The following is a 15,316-nucleotide window of genomic DNA, read 5'->3' on the forward strand; positions in this document are numbered from 1 at the left end:
ACCACTCATATTTTGATCAAATACCAATAAACCATCGCCTTTGCCAACCCAAGCTGTTTTTCCCGCAAAACCATTACCATCATGATCGAAGTAAACACCATCTTCTAATGTTGTTGTCGTAATGCCATTACCATCTAGATCAAAAATTAATGGACTACCCGTCTTAACAGCATCGTCTATAGCATTACCAAACTCACCCGTAGGTCTAGTATTACCACTAGGAATACCATTATCAATAGAATAATCCGTAGATCCTGTGATGCCATTTCTTGGATCGTAAGGTTGTGATCCACTATCATTAGGGTCTAAATCATTTGGGTTCCCTGAGCTATTTGATCCACCTGAATTACTAGGATTATTTGGATCTTCCGCATTACCTGAACCATTCGCTCCACCTGAATTACTAGAATTATTTGGATCTTCCGTATTACCTGAACCATTCGCTCCACCTGAATTACTAGAATTATTTGGATCTTCCGTATTACCTGAACCATTCGTTCCACCTATATTAGTGTTTGATGAGCCTGGATTGCGAATATTTCCACCGGCATAGCTAACAGAAATAGATCCTTTACCTTTTTCATCTGGTGTTCCATCTATATAAATACTTAAGCCAAAATCAGTATCTTGTGAAAAAGCCCCTTCTTCAACAATATAAGAAACTCGACCATAACTATCAATTTTATAATCTTTGCCATTAATTTCTACATTAGAAACTCCTAGATTTTTAGCTTGGCTAAAATCTAAATAAATCATTTCACCAATTTTAGGGACTACTCTCATATAAACAAAGAGCTCTTTGCCAATAAAATCATGTAATACAGTAGAAGTAGCCCCACCTTCTTTATAAAATGGGTTCGTATTTTGATCTGTTAAAACGATAGCATTTGTAACCAAATTAATGCCTAGGTCACCATTTTTAAAGTCATGAATAACAACAGTTGGGCGAATGTTTGTTCCCACATTTTTATCGACAGCATCAGAATATGAAGTAATTGTTAGGGTATAAAGAATATCACCATTTTTATCAATGCCAGATTGAACAGCATTGAAATTCCACTGACTGTTATATGTCCAATTACCATTAATGTCTGTTTCACCTTTTTCTAAAGGCATCCAGTGTTTAGCATCAGAAGTATCGATTTTTTTACCATTATAAATAATTTTTCCTTTACCATCTTTATCTGTAATATTATAAATGCCTTTGGAAAAACCATCTTTTGTTAAAACAAACTCGTAAGTGTCATAGCCTTCTTCATCAACCACACTCATAGAATTACCAGCTGTTGATGTACCACCGAAGACATATGAATCTTTACCTTTTAAATCATGGATAGAAAAGTTACCTGCATAATTGGTAAAATCATACGTATCAGTTCCATCAAAATCTTTGATAGTTACTGATCCTGAAGTTGAATCACTCCCCGTAATCTTATAATTATCATTACCTGCAACATCTTCAATATACAATTCACCAGTAATATTATTGGCTATATATTTATCACTACCTTCTATATCAAAAATTTCTATATTTGAATTTCCACCTAGTTTATAAGTATCTCCGCCTTTACCACCTTCAAAATAATGACTACTTTCTTTAGAATCGCTAGAAAACTCTATTTTATCTACACCATTTCCACCATAAATACTCCAATTTTGATGACCTAATGCCTGCCTTTTAATTTCTCCACCTTCGTTACTGGCAAAAACTATGCGATTAGGAGCAAGTGTTAATATAGGTAATTTTTCATTAGCTGATAAATCTTCATAAGTGAATTTTACATCACTGATATTTTTACCATTATTATATTCAATAAGTGCTTGAATATAAGTTGCTCTATCTTTTAGATAACGATCAGTAAGCGATCCTTTTTGAGTATCAGGATTATAATGCTCTAATTCACCATTTTGATTAAAACTAGAATAATCTAGTCCTTCAATAGCAAAAATATTGCCATGTACTAATGCATATGTATATGCCAAATTATTTTGGGCTAACCCAACAATTGAATTGGAACTCTGATCAACTAAAAATTTGATTGAATAGTCACCTGAAAATTTAAAATTATTATTAGAATCGAAAAATTTATTAATTGCACTATATAGCCCATCTCTATCGGTTTCTTTAATAGTAATTTCATCTTTCAAAAATATTTTTGTCAATGCAACCACTATATTTTCTAAAGTAATATCATCATTAAATGCCATGGCCTTAAACAGCTGATTAAGAAATATTAATGATTCTTCTATTGGCTTTTCTGCTAATTCTTTATCAATCAAAAAAAAGAGATTCATGACTGCCAATGTATTGGTCATTTGAGGCGAGCCATGACCAAAAGTATGAGATGTACCACTCTCTATAAAAAGCTCAGGTTGCTTACCTGGTTGTGACAAAGACCACCACCAATCTTGAGCAACAAAATCTATACCTTTATCACCTGTTAAATTGGTAATAATATCTTTATTAAATCCTTGGTCTTTGGGGTTTAAGGTTCCAAAAAGATTTGCAATATTAATACCACCATATAAACCAGCTAACCCAACACCAAATCCAGCACCATTAATCATCACTGATTCATTAGTGATTTCTGGAAAAATTCTTGAAAAGGCAGCAGATAAATGACCTCCTAAACTATGTCCTGTCACAGTTACTTGACCAACAGATATTCCTAAACCAAAAGCACGATCATCAGGATATTCTTGACTAGAATTTTTAAAAACAACTTTTTTTACATCCCCATTCGGCTGATCAACGATATAACCACCTTGTTTTAATTGCGCTCTTAATAGAGGGTTTGATTTTAATCTTTGAGTCAATAGTTCATCTTTCTCTAAAACAGCAACTTGGTAAGTTTCTCCTTTAGCTGTATTAATCTGTTTCCAGAAATTATACATATCAATGATTTGATCCATTGCCAAACCATCAGCAACAATGTCTCCACCATCAGCCCCAATTAAATCATCATATAACTCTGCAGTGCCTTTGAGCCCCAAAACATAACCTTTTTCTTTGCTATAAAACAATGTTGCTCCAAAGCTACTTTCTCCAGATGTTGTACGATCTGTGTAGTGTGTAACAACTTCCCAGTCTTTTAACAATGCTTCTGCTTGTGCTTTCGAAAGTCCCTTACCTTCATTTTCAAATGCCTCTTGATAATCATCATTCGTAGTAGCTCCTGCTAAATTAGCATAAGATGCTTCTGCTAACAGCGCATAATCATACATGTCTAAATTTTTCATTTTATAATCCCTCTGAATTAGTCCCTAAAAACATTAAACTGCCTTGCAAATCTGCTTATTAACTTATAATTATTGTGTTGACACTCGTCGTTTAACCAAATTTTATAACCTTTTCCTCCAAGCTCTAATACATTTCCTGGTCCACTTGAAATTTTATCTATTTTTGCTATGACTTGGTTACTTTTGATGTCAAATAATAAATAAGAGGAACGCTTAATCTGCAAAGCAAGTTTTTGAGAAAGCGGTTTAGACCAATAGAACAAAATTCTTTGATTAGCGAATCGAACTTCGTATGTAATTCCATCAAAACTCCTATTACGATAATTAGGATCTGTTTTTATCTTTTCATCTCTTTCTTCATAAGAAAAAGGTGTTAAAGTTTCTAGAACATCAGGATTTTCTGTATTCCATTCCTCAAAGGTTTTATAAACCTGTAATTGAGTATCATTTTTACAAAGATAGTTAAAATAAATACGGTTCGGAATGTAATCCCAGAAGACAGGTAAAAATACTAGTGAAAAGCCTAGTAATCCAAATAAAAAAGCTATTTTCTTAGTTTTACCTTTATTTATCGCTTTTTTATAACAAAAGCGAATCACCAAAAATAAAATCATAAAATAAATTGCCATTACAAACAAAACAGCTAGTCCTAACATAATATTATCTCCATTATAATTCTCTCATACTCTCATCCACCTTCGTTTGAAGAGGACTCAAGAAATAATCTATCACTCGACGTTCTCTGATCTTAATCTCTGCCGTCACATTCATGCCCGCTGTCAGTGGTATTTTCTTTTCATTGATCATTAAATAGTCTTTATCCAGTTTAATGATTGCTTGGTATACCAACCCGTAATCTTGATGTTCAATTGCATCAAAGCTGATGCTTTTGACTCTTCCTGTAATGTAGCCATATCTCGTGTATGGGAAGCTTTCCACTTTGATCACAACCTCTTGGTTATGTTCAATAAAGCCGATATCTTTATTGGGGACTAAAGCTTCCACCTCCATAAAGTCACCTTCAGGCACAATCACCATTAACTCTTCACCATGGGAAACCACACCGCCTTCTGTATGAATATTGAGCTGTTGCACTGTGCCATTGGCTGGCGCTTTAATGTGTGCTTGATCCATGCGATGTTTTGCTCGCTGGCTGTCTGCTGTATACTGTGGAATCAGTTCTTGGGCTTCTCGTAAGCCATTCAATGTCTCTTGTTTGAGTTGGTACTCTGTGTATTGACGCTCTTTCTCTAACTGGATTTTGCCTTCATTGATCTCAATGAGTCGGCTCTCTTGTGAGGCTAATTCATGTTTCGCATTGATGTAATCTTGGCGTTTTTGGTTATATTGATGTTTAGAGACACCTTTACTCTTATTATTGCTGAGCTTTTCATAGTCTTGTAGCTCTTCTTCAATGAGTTCAATGTTTTGTGTCAGCTTTTCCACTTGGGCATGGGTCGTACGATACTCTGCATCCTTCTGACGAATGGCGGAGCCATAACGATCATCTTGGGATTGCCATAGCTGATACTGGTTTTGCACCAGTTGTTCAGCTTGTTTGAGTTCATCTATGGTGATGCGCTCTGTCGGTTCTTCTGTGAGGAATGGCATTTCTTTATTCGTTAATGCTTTGATCAATGCTTCGGAACGATATTTTAAAAGCGTTGCCGCCTCTAAAGATTGCTCTGCTTTTTCATAATCTTGATCTGCACCTAAGAAATCTAATGTGACTAAAGGGTCATCTTTTTTAACTTCATCACCATTTTTCACATAGATTTTAACAATGCCACCATCCTCTAAGCTTTTGATGGCTTTACTGCGTCCGCTTAATACTGTTTTACCTTGCGCAGTTGCCACAACTTCCATATGACCTAAGATGGCCCATAGAAGAGTGATGACAAAAAAGAGCATGATTAAGCGTGCAGCCCATTTAGGTGCATTGGATAAAGGGGTTTCTACCAACTCTAATTGTGCAGGTAAAAATGCTCGTTCATCTTCTTCACGTTTTGGTGGGTCTAATTGTTCTCTAATATTCCAAACGGCTTTCCAAATCTCTTTGTAACGTTTGAACATGGCACCTAAGCCTTCTTTCCATAATCCCATGGTTTGATCTCCTTAACCATTCTGTAACTGGTGGAGATAGGCATAGTAACCATTCTCTTTTTGCAATAAGTCATCGTGTTTACCTTCTTCCACAATGACACCTTTATCCATCGCAATGATTCTAGTTGCCATACGCACTGTGGATAGTCGGTGGGCAATGATCAATACTGTGCGACCACGACAGATATCTTTCATATTCTTCATGATGGCATGTTCAGATTCATAATCTAAAGCACTGGTAGCTTCATCAAAGATTAAAATTCTAGGATTGCCAATCAATGCACGGGCAATGGCAATGCGTTGTCTTTGGCCACCTGACAGTGTAGAACCATGTTCCCCCACCATGGTGTCATAGCCTTCAGGGAGTTCCATAATAAAATCATGGGCACCTGCTAATTTAGCGGCATCCATCACCCGTTCTAATGTCATACCAGGATCAGAGAGTGCAATATTATCTTTTACGGATCGATTGAATAATAAATTTTCTTGTAACACAACACCAATTTGACGGCGCAGCCATGCAGGATCAGCCAAAGATAGATCATTACCATCAATGAGCACTCGCCCTCGTTCAGGAACATAGAGCCGTTGCACTAACTTAGTTAGCGTACTTTTACCAGAACCTGATCTACCCACTATGCCAATAATCTCACCAGCCCGAATGGTAAGATTAGTATTCTTTAAAATTTCAGGACCATCAGGACGATAGCGGAACACGATATTTTCAAAAGTGATGTCACCTTTAATGGGTGGCAATGCTAACTGGCTTTTAGGGTTTTCTGTTGGCGTATTTAAAATATCCCCTAAGCGAGCTACAGAAATACCCACTTGTTGAAAGTCCTGCCATAGCTGAGCTAATCTTACAATGGGCGCAGCCACTTGCCCTGCAAGCATATTAAAGGCAATCAATTGACCCACTGTCATTTCACCTTTAATCACAAGCTGAGCCCCTAACCACAATGTCATCACAGAGACAATCTTTTGAATCAGTTGTACACCTTGTTGGCCAATGGTGGCTAAACGTGTGACACGAAAGCTTGAATGAACATAAGCAGCTAACTGTTTATCCCATTGTGTTGTTGCTTGTGGTTCAACGGCCATCGCTTTAATCGTACCCACGCCACTCACTGATTCCACCAAAAAAGATTGGTTATGAGCACTCTTTTGGAATTTATCATGTAAACGAGCGCGGAGTACTGGACTAATAAAAGCAGACCAAATGGCATAACAAGGTAATGACGCTAGCACCACCATCGTTAACCACACACTATAATAGAGCATCACGGCAATGAATATGAATGAGAACAGTAAATCCAATAAAGAAGTTAAGGCTTGCCCTGTTAAGAAGTTACGAATCTGCTCTAGCTCACGGATACGGGCAACAGTCTCACCCACACGACGTGATTCAAAATAAGAGATGGGTAAAGCCAACATGTGCCTAAATAAGCGAGCGCCTAATTCCACATCAATACGGCTTGTGGTATGGGCAAAAATATAAGTTCGTAAACCATTCAACACCACATCAAACAATGTAATGACGACTAAGCCAATGACAATGACATCCAACGTGGTTAAACCACGATGCACTAATACTTTATCCATCACCACTTGGAAAAATAAAGGTGTCACCAAAGCAAATAGCTGCACAAATACAGAGATTAATAGAACTTCACCTAAGATTTTACGGTATTTAATGACAGCAGGAATGAACCATGTGAAGTCAAACTTACGGAGTTCACCTAAAATAGATGCACGAGAAGCCACAACAANAATGACATCCAACGTGGTTAAACCACGATGCACTAATACTTTATCCATCACCACTTGGAAAAATAAAGGTGTCACCAAAGCAAATAGCTGCACAAATACAGAGATTAATAGAACTTCACCTAAGATTTTACGGTATTTAATGACAGCAGGAATGAACCATGTGAAGTCAAACTTACGGAGTTCACCTAAAATAGATGCACGAGAAGCCACAACAATGATGCGACCTTCATAACGAGTATCAAACTCCTCACGGGATAACATCTGAGGTTTGCCTGTTCTTAAATCATGAATCAAGACCTGTTCATCATCCACCCGAGCAATGATGAAGTGTTCACCATCTTCTCGCCATGCTAACGCTGGGAGTGCTGCTAAGTGTAAGCGACTGTTTAGTTGTTTAATGCATTTTGCTTTGAGTTCGAGATGTTTAGCAGCCAACAACCATTGCGATTGTGTGAGCCCTTTACCTTCAACATCATACTGATGGCTTATATCTTCAGCATTAACAGCAATGCCATGAAAACCCGCCAATAAAACTAATCCTCGTAATGCCAAATCAATCGATTGATCTGACTGTGAATCCTCTACTTCTGATACTGACATATTAATGCTATTTCCAATTATTTATATTTCACAATATTATTAATTTAATACTACTGTATCTGTTTAATATTTCCGCAATTATAACAATATACATAAGTACTAATCTATAGATATTTAATTTATAGATACATAGCAATGGGACAATAGATAATGAGTTAAAACAACTCTAGATTAGTTCAATGTTATTGAGTCAATAAGGTGGTCACGTATTGATGCACAGGTATCCATGATTTGTTGGAATGAGTGATCATTTAAACTGGAATGCACAATTTTTTCATTTTTTCTTGAAATTCAGTTACCTTATGCCTTTCTTCATATTCATCATCTGATAAATCAATGTTCTATTCCCAATCAACATGTAAACTACCATCAGTATTTACTCTTCCAAGCTCAATTAATTTATTAATATGATCTTTTAATAATTGCTCTTTTTGTTTAGCTTTTTCTTGTGTATCTGATATACCTTTTAAGATGTCAAAACTAAGGTATTTCTTCAAATCAGAATGTGATAATATTTTTTTATTTTTATTACGAATAGTAATCTATGCATCTAAATGAGTTGAAAAATCCTTGCCAGCTTTGTGTTTCACTTGGTGATGTGAAATATATATATCATCTTTGAGTATAGAAAAATCTTCTATCCATTCATATTGAATAGCATGCTCACTTAAATATTTTTGAAATTCATCGGAATCTTTGTCATGAGATTTTAATTGCTCTAAAATCATTGATAAACAAACATAAACACCAACTTTACCTTGATAATTAAAACCATTCCAAGAAGGAGTTGCATCGTGCATTACACTTTTTATTTCCACATCCAAGCCTCTATATTATTTAGCTCTTAATAATAATTTTTATAACATTATCAAATAATATCAACGAGTCTATTAATTGTCGACTTCAATATATTTTTATATGCCCGCTTAAATTTAGTTTTTAAAAATACTATGCTTGTTTGAATAGAAATAAGGCAGTTAAGTACAGTTCAATTGAGCTTACAATATACAAGTATTGCCTCTTAATATAAAAGGTGAAAAATGAGCCAATCGATAGAAATTACCATTCAATCACATGAAACAATCCTGACTTTATCATCAGGGAAAATTGCTATACCCATTGGTGATGAAAACTTGAATGGATATACCCCGCAACATTCACCCATCACACCTTATGAAGCGGAAATTGCAATCGAGCATATTGAAGATGTCATTATGCCGATCATTCATCAACTGCCATCTCAGCCATTCACTGCAATATGTCTCGATCCAAGGTTACAATCTTTATTGCCTGATTACCCACAATCTCATACGATGTCTACGGAACTGTTAGAAAATAAATTCAATGAAATCATTAATGTGATTAATGGCGCACCGATACAATCAACAAACATCCCGACAGATCAAAAATTTACGCTGTTTCTTTTGATCATCAGAGAAATTAGCCACCATTGGCGATTGGATCATTTCGTAATTTCATGAATGAATATGATTGAATATCCGAGCAAATAATGCTGTTATGTGACTCTAAATAGGAGGATATAACAATGATAAAACGATTAGATCACTTAGTTTTAACAACACGCGATGAAGTAGCTTGTGTTGATTTCTACACACGCATTTTAGGCATGGAATTACAAACCTTTGGCAATAATCGCAAGGCATTTGCCTATGGTGAGCAAAAGATCAATGTGCATGTTTATGGTCATGAATTTGAACCCAAAGCCCATCTGCCAGTACCTGGCAGTTTAGATCTTTGCTTTATTGCGAGTATCAAATTAGATGCAGTCATTCAGCACTTGCAACAGCTACACTATCCGATCATTGAAGGGCCAATTCAACGTACAGGCGCATTAGGACCAATATTATCGATTTATCTCCGTGATCCTGATTTGAATTTAATAGAAATTTCTGAGCCTTTGTATGAATAAAACATTAATTCAATGGTTTAAAGATCAGCAACAAACACAATACAAACATAAAAATTGCGATGATTGCATCCAATATTCGCCAAGCATTCGGTTTTGTGAATATTGGGCGTAATAATCTTGCGCCATAGCCTAATGATGTAAACCATACAATACTTGCGATACAAGCACCTAAGCCAAACATAGCTTGTGCTGAGCCTTCATATCTTGTGGAAATACTGCCGATTAAAACCATCGTATCCAAATAAACATGGGGATTTAATAAAGTGAATGCCAAACACGTTAAAAACACTTGTGATTTCCCCATTATGCTAGATTCTGTAATGGACAAACCACCTGAACCTTGCCATGCTCGCTGTGCTGCTAAAAATCCGTAATAACCTAAAAAGGCAGCGCCACCAAATCTAAATATATTCATCAATATTGGTAATTCTTTCACCAATGCACCAATACCTGCAATACCACAAATAATTAGCACAATATCTGCAATCGCTGATGTTAATACAACGATGCCAATATGATTTCTCAATATGCCTTGTTTTAACACAAATGCATTTTGTGCACCAATTGCAATGATTAAACCTGCGCCTGTCATAAAGCCAGAGATTAACGAAGATAACAGCATATTTTCACCATCCATATCACTGCCATATTGATGGCAAAACATTTAGCATACTATTTTTATAGAATAAGAAGCTAGATGCATTTCATAAAAAAAGCCCACTTATACAAACGTGGGCAAGAGGATCAACTTTTACAACTACTACGAAGGATTCTTTAATTACATCTCAGCATAATTTGGGCCATCACCACCTTCTGGCACGCACCATACAATATTCTGCTGAGGATCTTTAATGTCACATGTTTTACAGTGAACACAGTTTTGTGCATTGATCTGTAAGCGAGGCTTTTGCGATTCATCCAGTAATATTTCATAAACCCCAGCTGGGCAATATCTTGTTTCAGGGGATGCATATTGCGCATGATTAACATCAATCGTAATCGTAATATCTTTGAGTTTTAAATGCACAGGTTGGTTTTCACGATGATTCGTTCCTGATAAATACACACTAGAAGAACGATCAAAAGTAATTTTTCCATCCGGCTTAGGATAATGAATTGGCATCGCATCTTTTGCTAATTTCAATGATTCATTGTCTTTGTGTTTATGTTTAAAGGTCCAATTGCCACGACCTTTTAAAATATAATCTTCCAACCCTGCATATAAAATTGCAGGAATGAAACCAAACTTAAAAGCTGGGCGAATATTACGTGAACGCCATAACTCCTGATACGCCCAACTCTTTTTAAAATTGCTTGAATATTGTGTGATTTCTTCCGCAGGAACGGCATCCATAGTACCCAAAGTGCCTTTCTCTGCCAATACAGAATAAATTGAGTCTGCTGCTAACATGCCAGACTTCATTGCCATATGAATACCTTTAATGCGTGGCACATTTAAGAAACCCGCGGCATCTCCTACTAATACACCGCCATTGAAAGTTAATTTTGGCAAACTTTGAATGCCACCTTCAATCAATGCACGAGCGCCATAGGCAATTCTTCTACCATTTTCAAACAAAGGTTTAATCTTAGGATGCAACTTAAAACGTTGTAGCTCTTCAAAAGGTGATAGATAAGGATTTTCATAATCCAAGCCAACCACCATTCCTAATGCAACTTTATTATCAGGCAAGTGATAAATAAATGTTCCACCATATGTATCTTTTTCTAATGGCCAACCTACAGTATGCACAACTTCACCTTCATTATATAAAGGTGAGTCAACCTCCCAAACTTCTTTAATACCAATGCCATAAGTTTGTGGCTGGCTATCTTGATCTAAATGAAAATGAGCAATAATTTGTTGGCTTAAAGAACCTCGACAACCTTCTGCAAAAATTATTTGTTGCGCATATAGCTCCATACCTTCCATATAGCTACTGGTTTGTTCACCATTGATATCCAACCCCATATCACCAGTTGCTATGCCCCTAACCGCGCCACTTTCATCATATAGAATTTCGCTAGCTGCAAAACCTGGATAGATTTCTACCCCCAAGGCTTCAGCTTCTTTCGCTAACCAACGCATAAATACACCCAAACTAATGATGTAATTATCTTTATTGTCGATTGAAGGCGGTACAGGTAACGATTTTGCATTTTGCTCAGTCAAATATAAAAACTTTTCTTCTGTAACTCGTTGAGAAACAGGTGCGCCTTTCGCTTGCCAATCTGGGAAGAGTTCACTCAATGACTTTGTATCCAATACTGCACCTGACAGAGTATGTGCACCAACTTCAGAGCCTTTTTCTACAACACATACAGAAATTTCTTGGTTATTTTTACTTGCTTCTTGCTTTAATCGAATGGCAGCACTCAATCCTGCAGGACCTGCACCCACAATCACTACGTCAAACATCATACTTTCACGTGCCATTTAATTTTCTCCTCATTCATCTTGCCATTTTTGTCATGCTGATCTGCCCAAAATGACAGATCAGCCATGGCTTTTTCTACAATTGCTCTGTTAACTGTGGAATGATTTCAAACAAATCCCCCACCAAACCATAATCTGCAATTTTAAAAATTGCTGCATCTGGATCTTTGTTGATAGCAACAATTACTTTACTGCCTTGCATTCCTGCAATGTGCTGAATCGCCCCCGAAATACCTAAGGCTAAATAAAGTTCAGGTGCTACAATTTTGCCTGTTTGTCCAACTTGGTAATCATTAGCGACAAATCCAGAATCCACCGCTGCACGTGATGCACCAATGGCTGCATTTAATTTATCTGCCAATGGCGTTAGCAAAGTTTCAAATTGGTCTTTGCTTTGTAATGCACGGCCACCAGAGACAATAACTTTAGCTTGCCCTAACTCAGGGCGATCACTTTTAGTTAAATTAGCAGAAACAAACTGTGTCAAATTAGTTACTGCAATGGCATCCATATTCACCACATTTGCATTACCACCCTCAACTGCACTTGCTTCAAATGCTGTTGATCTAAAAGTTAACACCAATGTTTCTTCTGTTGTTGAAATGGTCTCAATCACGTTGCCTGCATAAATTGGATGCTCAAAAGTATTCGCATTCACAATTTTTGTAATATCTGAAATCTGGCTAACATCCATCAAAGCAGCAATTCTTGGCATTAAATTTTTACCAAAAACTGAAGCGGTTGCAGTAAAAGCACCGTATTGACCTTTCAAACTTGCAACCAATGGCGCCAACTCTTCTGGTAATTGATGTTGATAATGTTCTGCATTCACAGAAATAACATGATTAACGCCTGCAATTTTACTTGCAACTTCCACGGCTTTCTCTTGCTGAAAACCAGCCACTAACAATGTTACTTCACCCAAAGCTTGCGCTGCTGTCACAGCATGCAATGTGGAATGAAGAATCGCATCATTATTATGTTCTGCAATAACTAATACTTTCATAATTCACTCCTCATTAAATAACTTTTGCTTCATGTTTTAACTTATTCACCAACTCTTCTACGCTTGTCACCATCACACCTGCTTTGCGCCCTTCTGGTTCTCTGAGCGCTTCTACTTTAGTTTTCAATCGAATAGTGCAACCTAAACTATCTAATTCAATGACTTCTAGTGGCTTTCGGCGGGCTTGCATGATGCTTGGCAATTTAATGAAACGTGGCTCATTCAAACGTAAGTCAGAACTTACAACTGCAGGTAAAGACAATGACAATGTTTCCATCCCACCATCAATCTCACGTGTAATCACAGCTCTGTTATTATCAAATGCTATTTCATTAATATAAGTACCTTGAGATGCATTCAATAACGCCGCTAACATTTGTGGCGTTTGGTTAGCATCACGATCAATCGATTGCTTACCTAAAAGATATAAAGATGGCTGCTCTCTTTCGCCAATCTTAGCCAAAATTTTCGCAACACCTAATGAATCAAGTTTCATATCTGTATTCACTAAAATAGCTTTATCTGCACCCATTGCTAAAGCAGATCGTAATACTTCTTCTACATTTTTAGTGCCAATTGATACAGCAATAACTTCTGATGCCGTGCCTTTCTCTTTTAATCGCACAGCTTCTTCTACTGCAATTTCATCAAATGGATTGATGGATAATTTTACGTTATCTGTCTCAACAGCAGATTTATCACCTTTCAGCCTAATTCTTACATTGTGATCAATCACTTGCTTAACAGCCACTAAAACTTTCATATAACCTCCGAATTAAAACTTATGACTATTCTTTTGGTAGGATCAAATGTTCAGGTACGTTATTAACATACTTTTTAGTCAACACGTAATACAAAATGGCAGGAATAATTAAGCCAATAATCCAAGAAATATCCACACCATGCATCACTGAATTCAATAAGAAACCTGAGTAAAATCCTGTATCCATAAACGGAATTTGAACTAATACACCGATAAAATAAGTAGTAATACCGATCATGTTCCATTTGCCATAGCGACCATTAGGATCTGACAATGCAGGCACGTCATAACGTTCTTTAGTTACCCAGTAATAATCCACCAAGTTGATTGCGCTCCAAGGCGTAAAGAATGTTAATAAGAAGCCTAAGAAAGAAGTGAAGTTATTCAAAAACTCACCACGACCTAAAATCGCTAATAAAACGGACATACCAACCATGATGAAAATATAGAACAATCGCATCTTTTGAGATATTTGTGCATTGCCTCTAAAGCCACTCACAATCGTTGCCATAGACATGAAACTGCCATAAGCATTCAGCGTTGTGATCACGACCTTACCAAAAGCGATGCTTAAATAAAGTAAGCTTGCAACCAAACCTACAGCACTCAAACCAACGATATATTCGATCTCGTGATGGCGGAAATTTGAACCACCAATTTGTGCTGCTGCCAATACGCCAAAAATCATAGAAATTTGTGTACCAATCACTGTGCCACTACCAACTGCAAAGAATACTTTCACCTTAGAAGTGTTTCTAGGTAAATATCTTGAGTAATCAGCAACATAAGGACCAAAAGCAATCTGCCATGATGCTGCTAAAGAGACAGAGAATAAAAAGTATTTCCAACTGAATTCACGAATGGATAACAAAGCACCAATGTCATACTGTGTCATCAAACGATAAAACATATAACAGAATGTTAAAATTCCCAGAATTGTGGCGATTTTTCCAATTAAGTGAATTAACTTATAACCAACGATTGTAAAGGCAATGATCAATGCACCAAATATCAAAATCCCCATATCATCATTCACACCAGCTAACTTACCAATGGCTTGCCCTGCTAATACAGAACCACTGGCAGAGAATCCAATGTACATCATGCAAACCAATACAATGGGTATCACAGCGCCATAAACGCCAAACTGTACTCGGCTTGATATCATTTGAGGCAAGCCCAGTTGCGGGCCTTGAGCACCATGTAATGCCATCACAGCACCACCAAATACTTGCCCAATGAACAGACCTATAATGGACCAAAATACATCAGCACCTAACACAACAGGGATTGCACCGACAACAATTGCCGTAATTTGCAAATTCGCACCAAACCATAATGTAAACTGGCTCCATAAACTGCCATGTCTTTCGCTTTCTGGAATGTAATCAATTGATCTAACTTCTAATAACTTTTTACCGCCTTCTTGCTCCTGAATACTCATAAAAACCTCCTCCAAGGTGATTG

At 36.8% G+C, this 15,316-nt stretch carries 10 protein-coding genes and 3 pseudogenes; 2 read left to right on the forward strand and 11 right to left on the reverse strand.

Features of this window, described 5'->3' with window-relative positions; translation table 11 throughout:
- The 6 genes and pseudogenes from BZK16_RS11795 to BZK16_RS11815 all read right to left on the reverse strand — a co-directional run.
- Positions 1–3,240 (reverse strand): annotated as a pseudogene (locus BZK16_RS11795) (hypothetical protein); the annotation flags it as partial.
- Positions 3,241–3,257: 17 nt separating this feature from the next.
- The gene (locus BZK16_RS11800) at positions 3,258–3,896 is read right to left on the reverse strand and encodes a hypothetical protein (protein ID WP_077929100.1); all 639 of its coding nucleotides are present in this window, start codon (positions 3,894–3,896) and stop codon (positions 3,258–3,260) included.
- Positions 3,897–3,909: 13 nt separating this feature from the next.
- A complete protein-coding gene (locus tag BZK16_RS11805) occupies positions 3,910–5,343 on the reverse strand; it encodes an HlyD family type I secretion periplasmic adaptor subunit (protein WP_077929101.1) in 1,434 nt (477 codons plus the stop codon).
- A gap of 12 nt (positions 5,344–5,355) precedes the next feature.
- Positions 5,356–7,116 (reverse strand): annotated as a pseudogene (locus BZK16_RS11810) (type I secretion system permease/ATPase); the annotation flags it as partial.
- A gap of 204 nt (positions 7,117–7,320) precedes the next feature.
- A pseudogene (locus BZK16_RS14915) lies at positions 7,321–7,713 on the reverse strand (cysteine peptidase family C39 domain-containing protein); the annotation flags it as partial.
- A gap of 542 nt (positions 7,714–8,255) precedes the next feature.
- Positions 8,256–8,531: a hypothetical protein gene (locus BZK16_RS11815; protein ID WP_143691177.1), complete on the reverse strand. Its 276-nt coding sequence runs from the start codon at positions 8,529–8,531 to the stop codon at positions 8,256–8,258.
- Between the two features lie 222 nt (positions 8,532–8,753).
- Between BZK16_RS11815 and BZK16_RS11820 the strand changes: the two genes are divergently transcribed.
- Both BZK16_RS11820 and BZK16_RS11825 read left to right on the forward strand, forming a co-directional pair.
- A complete protein-coding gene (locus BZK16_RS11820; protein ID WP_077929104.1) occupies positions 8,754–9,194 on the forward strand; it encodes a hypothetical protein in 441 nt (146 codons plus the stop codon).
- Positions 9,195–9,259: 65 nt separating this feature from the next.
- Positions 9,260–9,643 (forward strand): VOC family protein, encoded by a 384-nt coding sequence (locus BZK16_RS11825; RefSeq protein WP_077929105.1) that lies wholly within the window; start codon positions 9,260–9,262, stop codon positions 9,641–9,643.
- A gap of 4 nt (positions 9,644–9,647) precedes the next feature.
- On the opposite strand, the gene BZK16_RS11830 is transcribed toward BZK16_RS11825, so the two are convergent.
- From BZK16_RS11830 to BZK16_RS11850, 5 genes are all read right to left on the reverse strand, one after another.
- Positions 9,648–10,265 (reverse strand): LysE/ArgO family amino acid transporter, encoded by a 618-nt coding sequence (locus tag BZK16_RS11830; RefSeq protein ID WP_077929144.1) that lies wholly within the window; start codon positions 10,263–10,265, stop codon positions 9,648–9,650.
- A gap of 156 nt (positions 10,266–10,421) precedes the next feature.
- Positions 10,422–12,080, reverse strand: coding sequence for an electron transfer flavoprotein-ubiquinone oxidoreductase (locus BZK16_RS11835; protein ID WP_077929106.1), 1,659 nt, complete (start codon positions 12,078–12,080; stop codon positions 10,422–10,424).
- Between the two features lie 76 nt (positions 12,081–12,156).
- A complete protein-coding gene (locus tag BZK16_RS11840; RefSeq protein ID WP_077929107.1) occupies positions 12,157–13,086 on the reverse strand; it encodes an electron transfer flavoprotein subunit alpha/FixB family protein in 930 nt (309 codons plus the stop codon).
- A gap of 13 nt (positions 13,087–13,099) precedes the next feature.
- A complete protein-coding gene (locus BZK16_RS11845; RefSeq protein ID WP_077929108.1) occupies positions 13,100–13,849 on the reverse strand; it encodes an electron transfer flavoprotein subunit beta/FixA family protein in 750 nt (249 codons plus the stop codon).
- Between the two features lie 25 nt (positions 13,850–13,874).
- Positions 13,875–15,293: a purine-cytosine permease family protein gene (locus BZK16_RS11850; RefSeq protein ID WP_077929109.1), complete on the reverse strand. Its 1,419-nt coding sequence runs from the start codon at positions 15,291–15,293 to the stop codon at positions 13,875–13,877.
- Positions 15,294–15,316: the final 23 nt, after the last annotated feature.

It is taken from the genome of Wohlfahrtiimonas populi (genome assembly GCF_002006795.1).
GTDB lineage: Bacteria > Pseudomonadota > Gammaproteobacteria > Cardiobacteriales > Wohlfahrtiimonadaceae > Wohlfahrtiimonas > Wohlfahrtiimonas populi.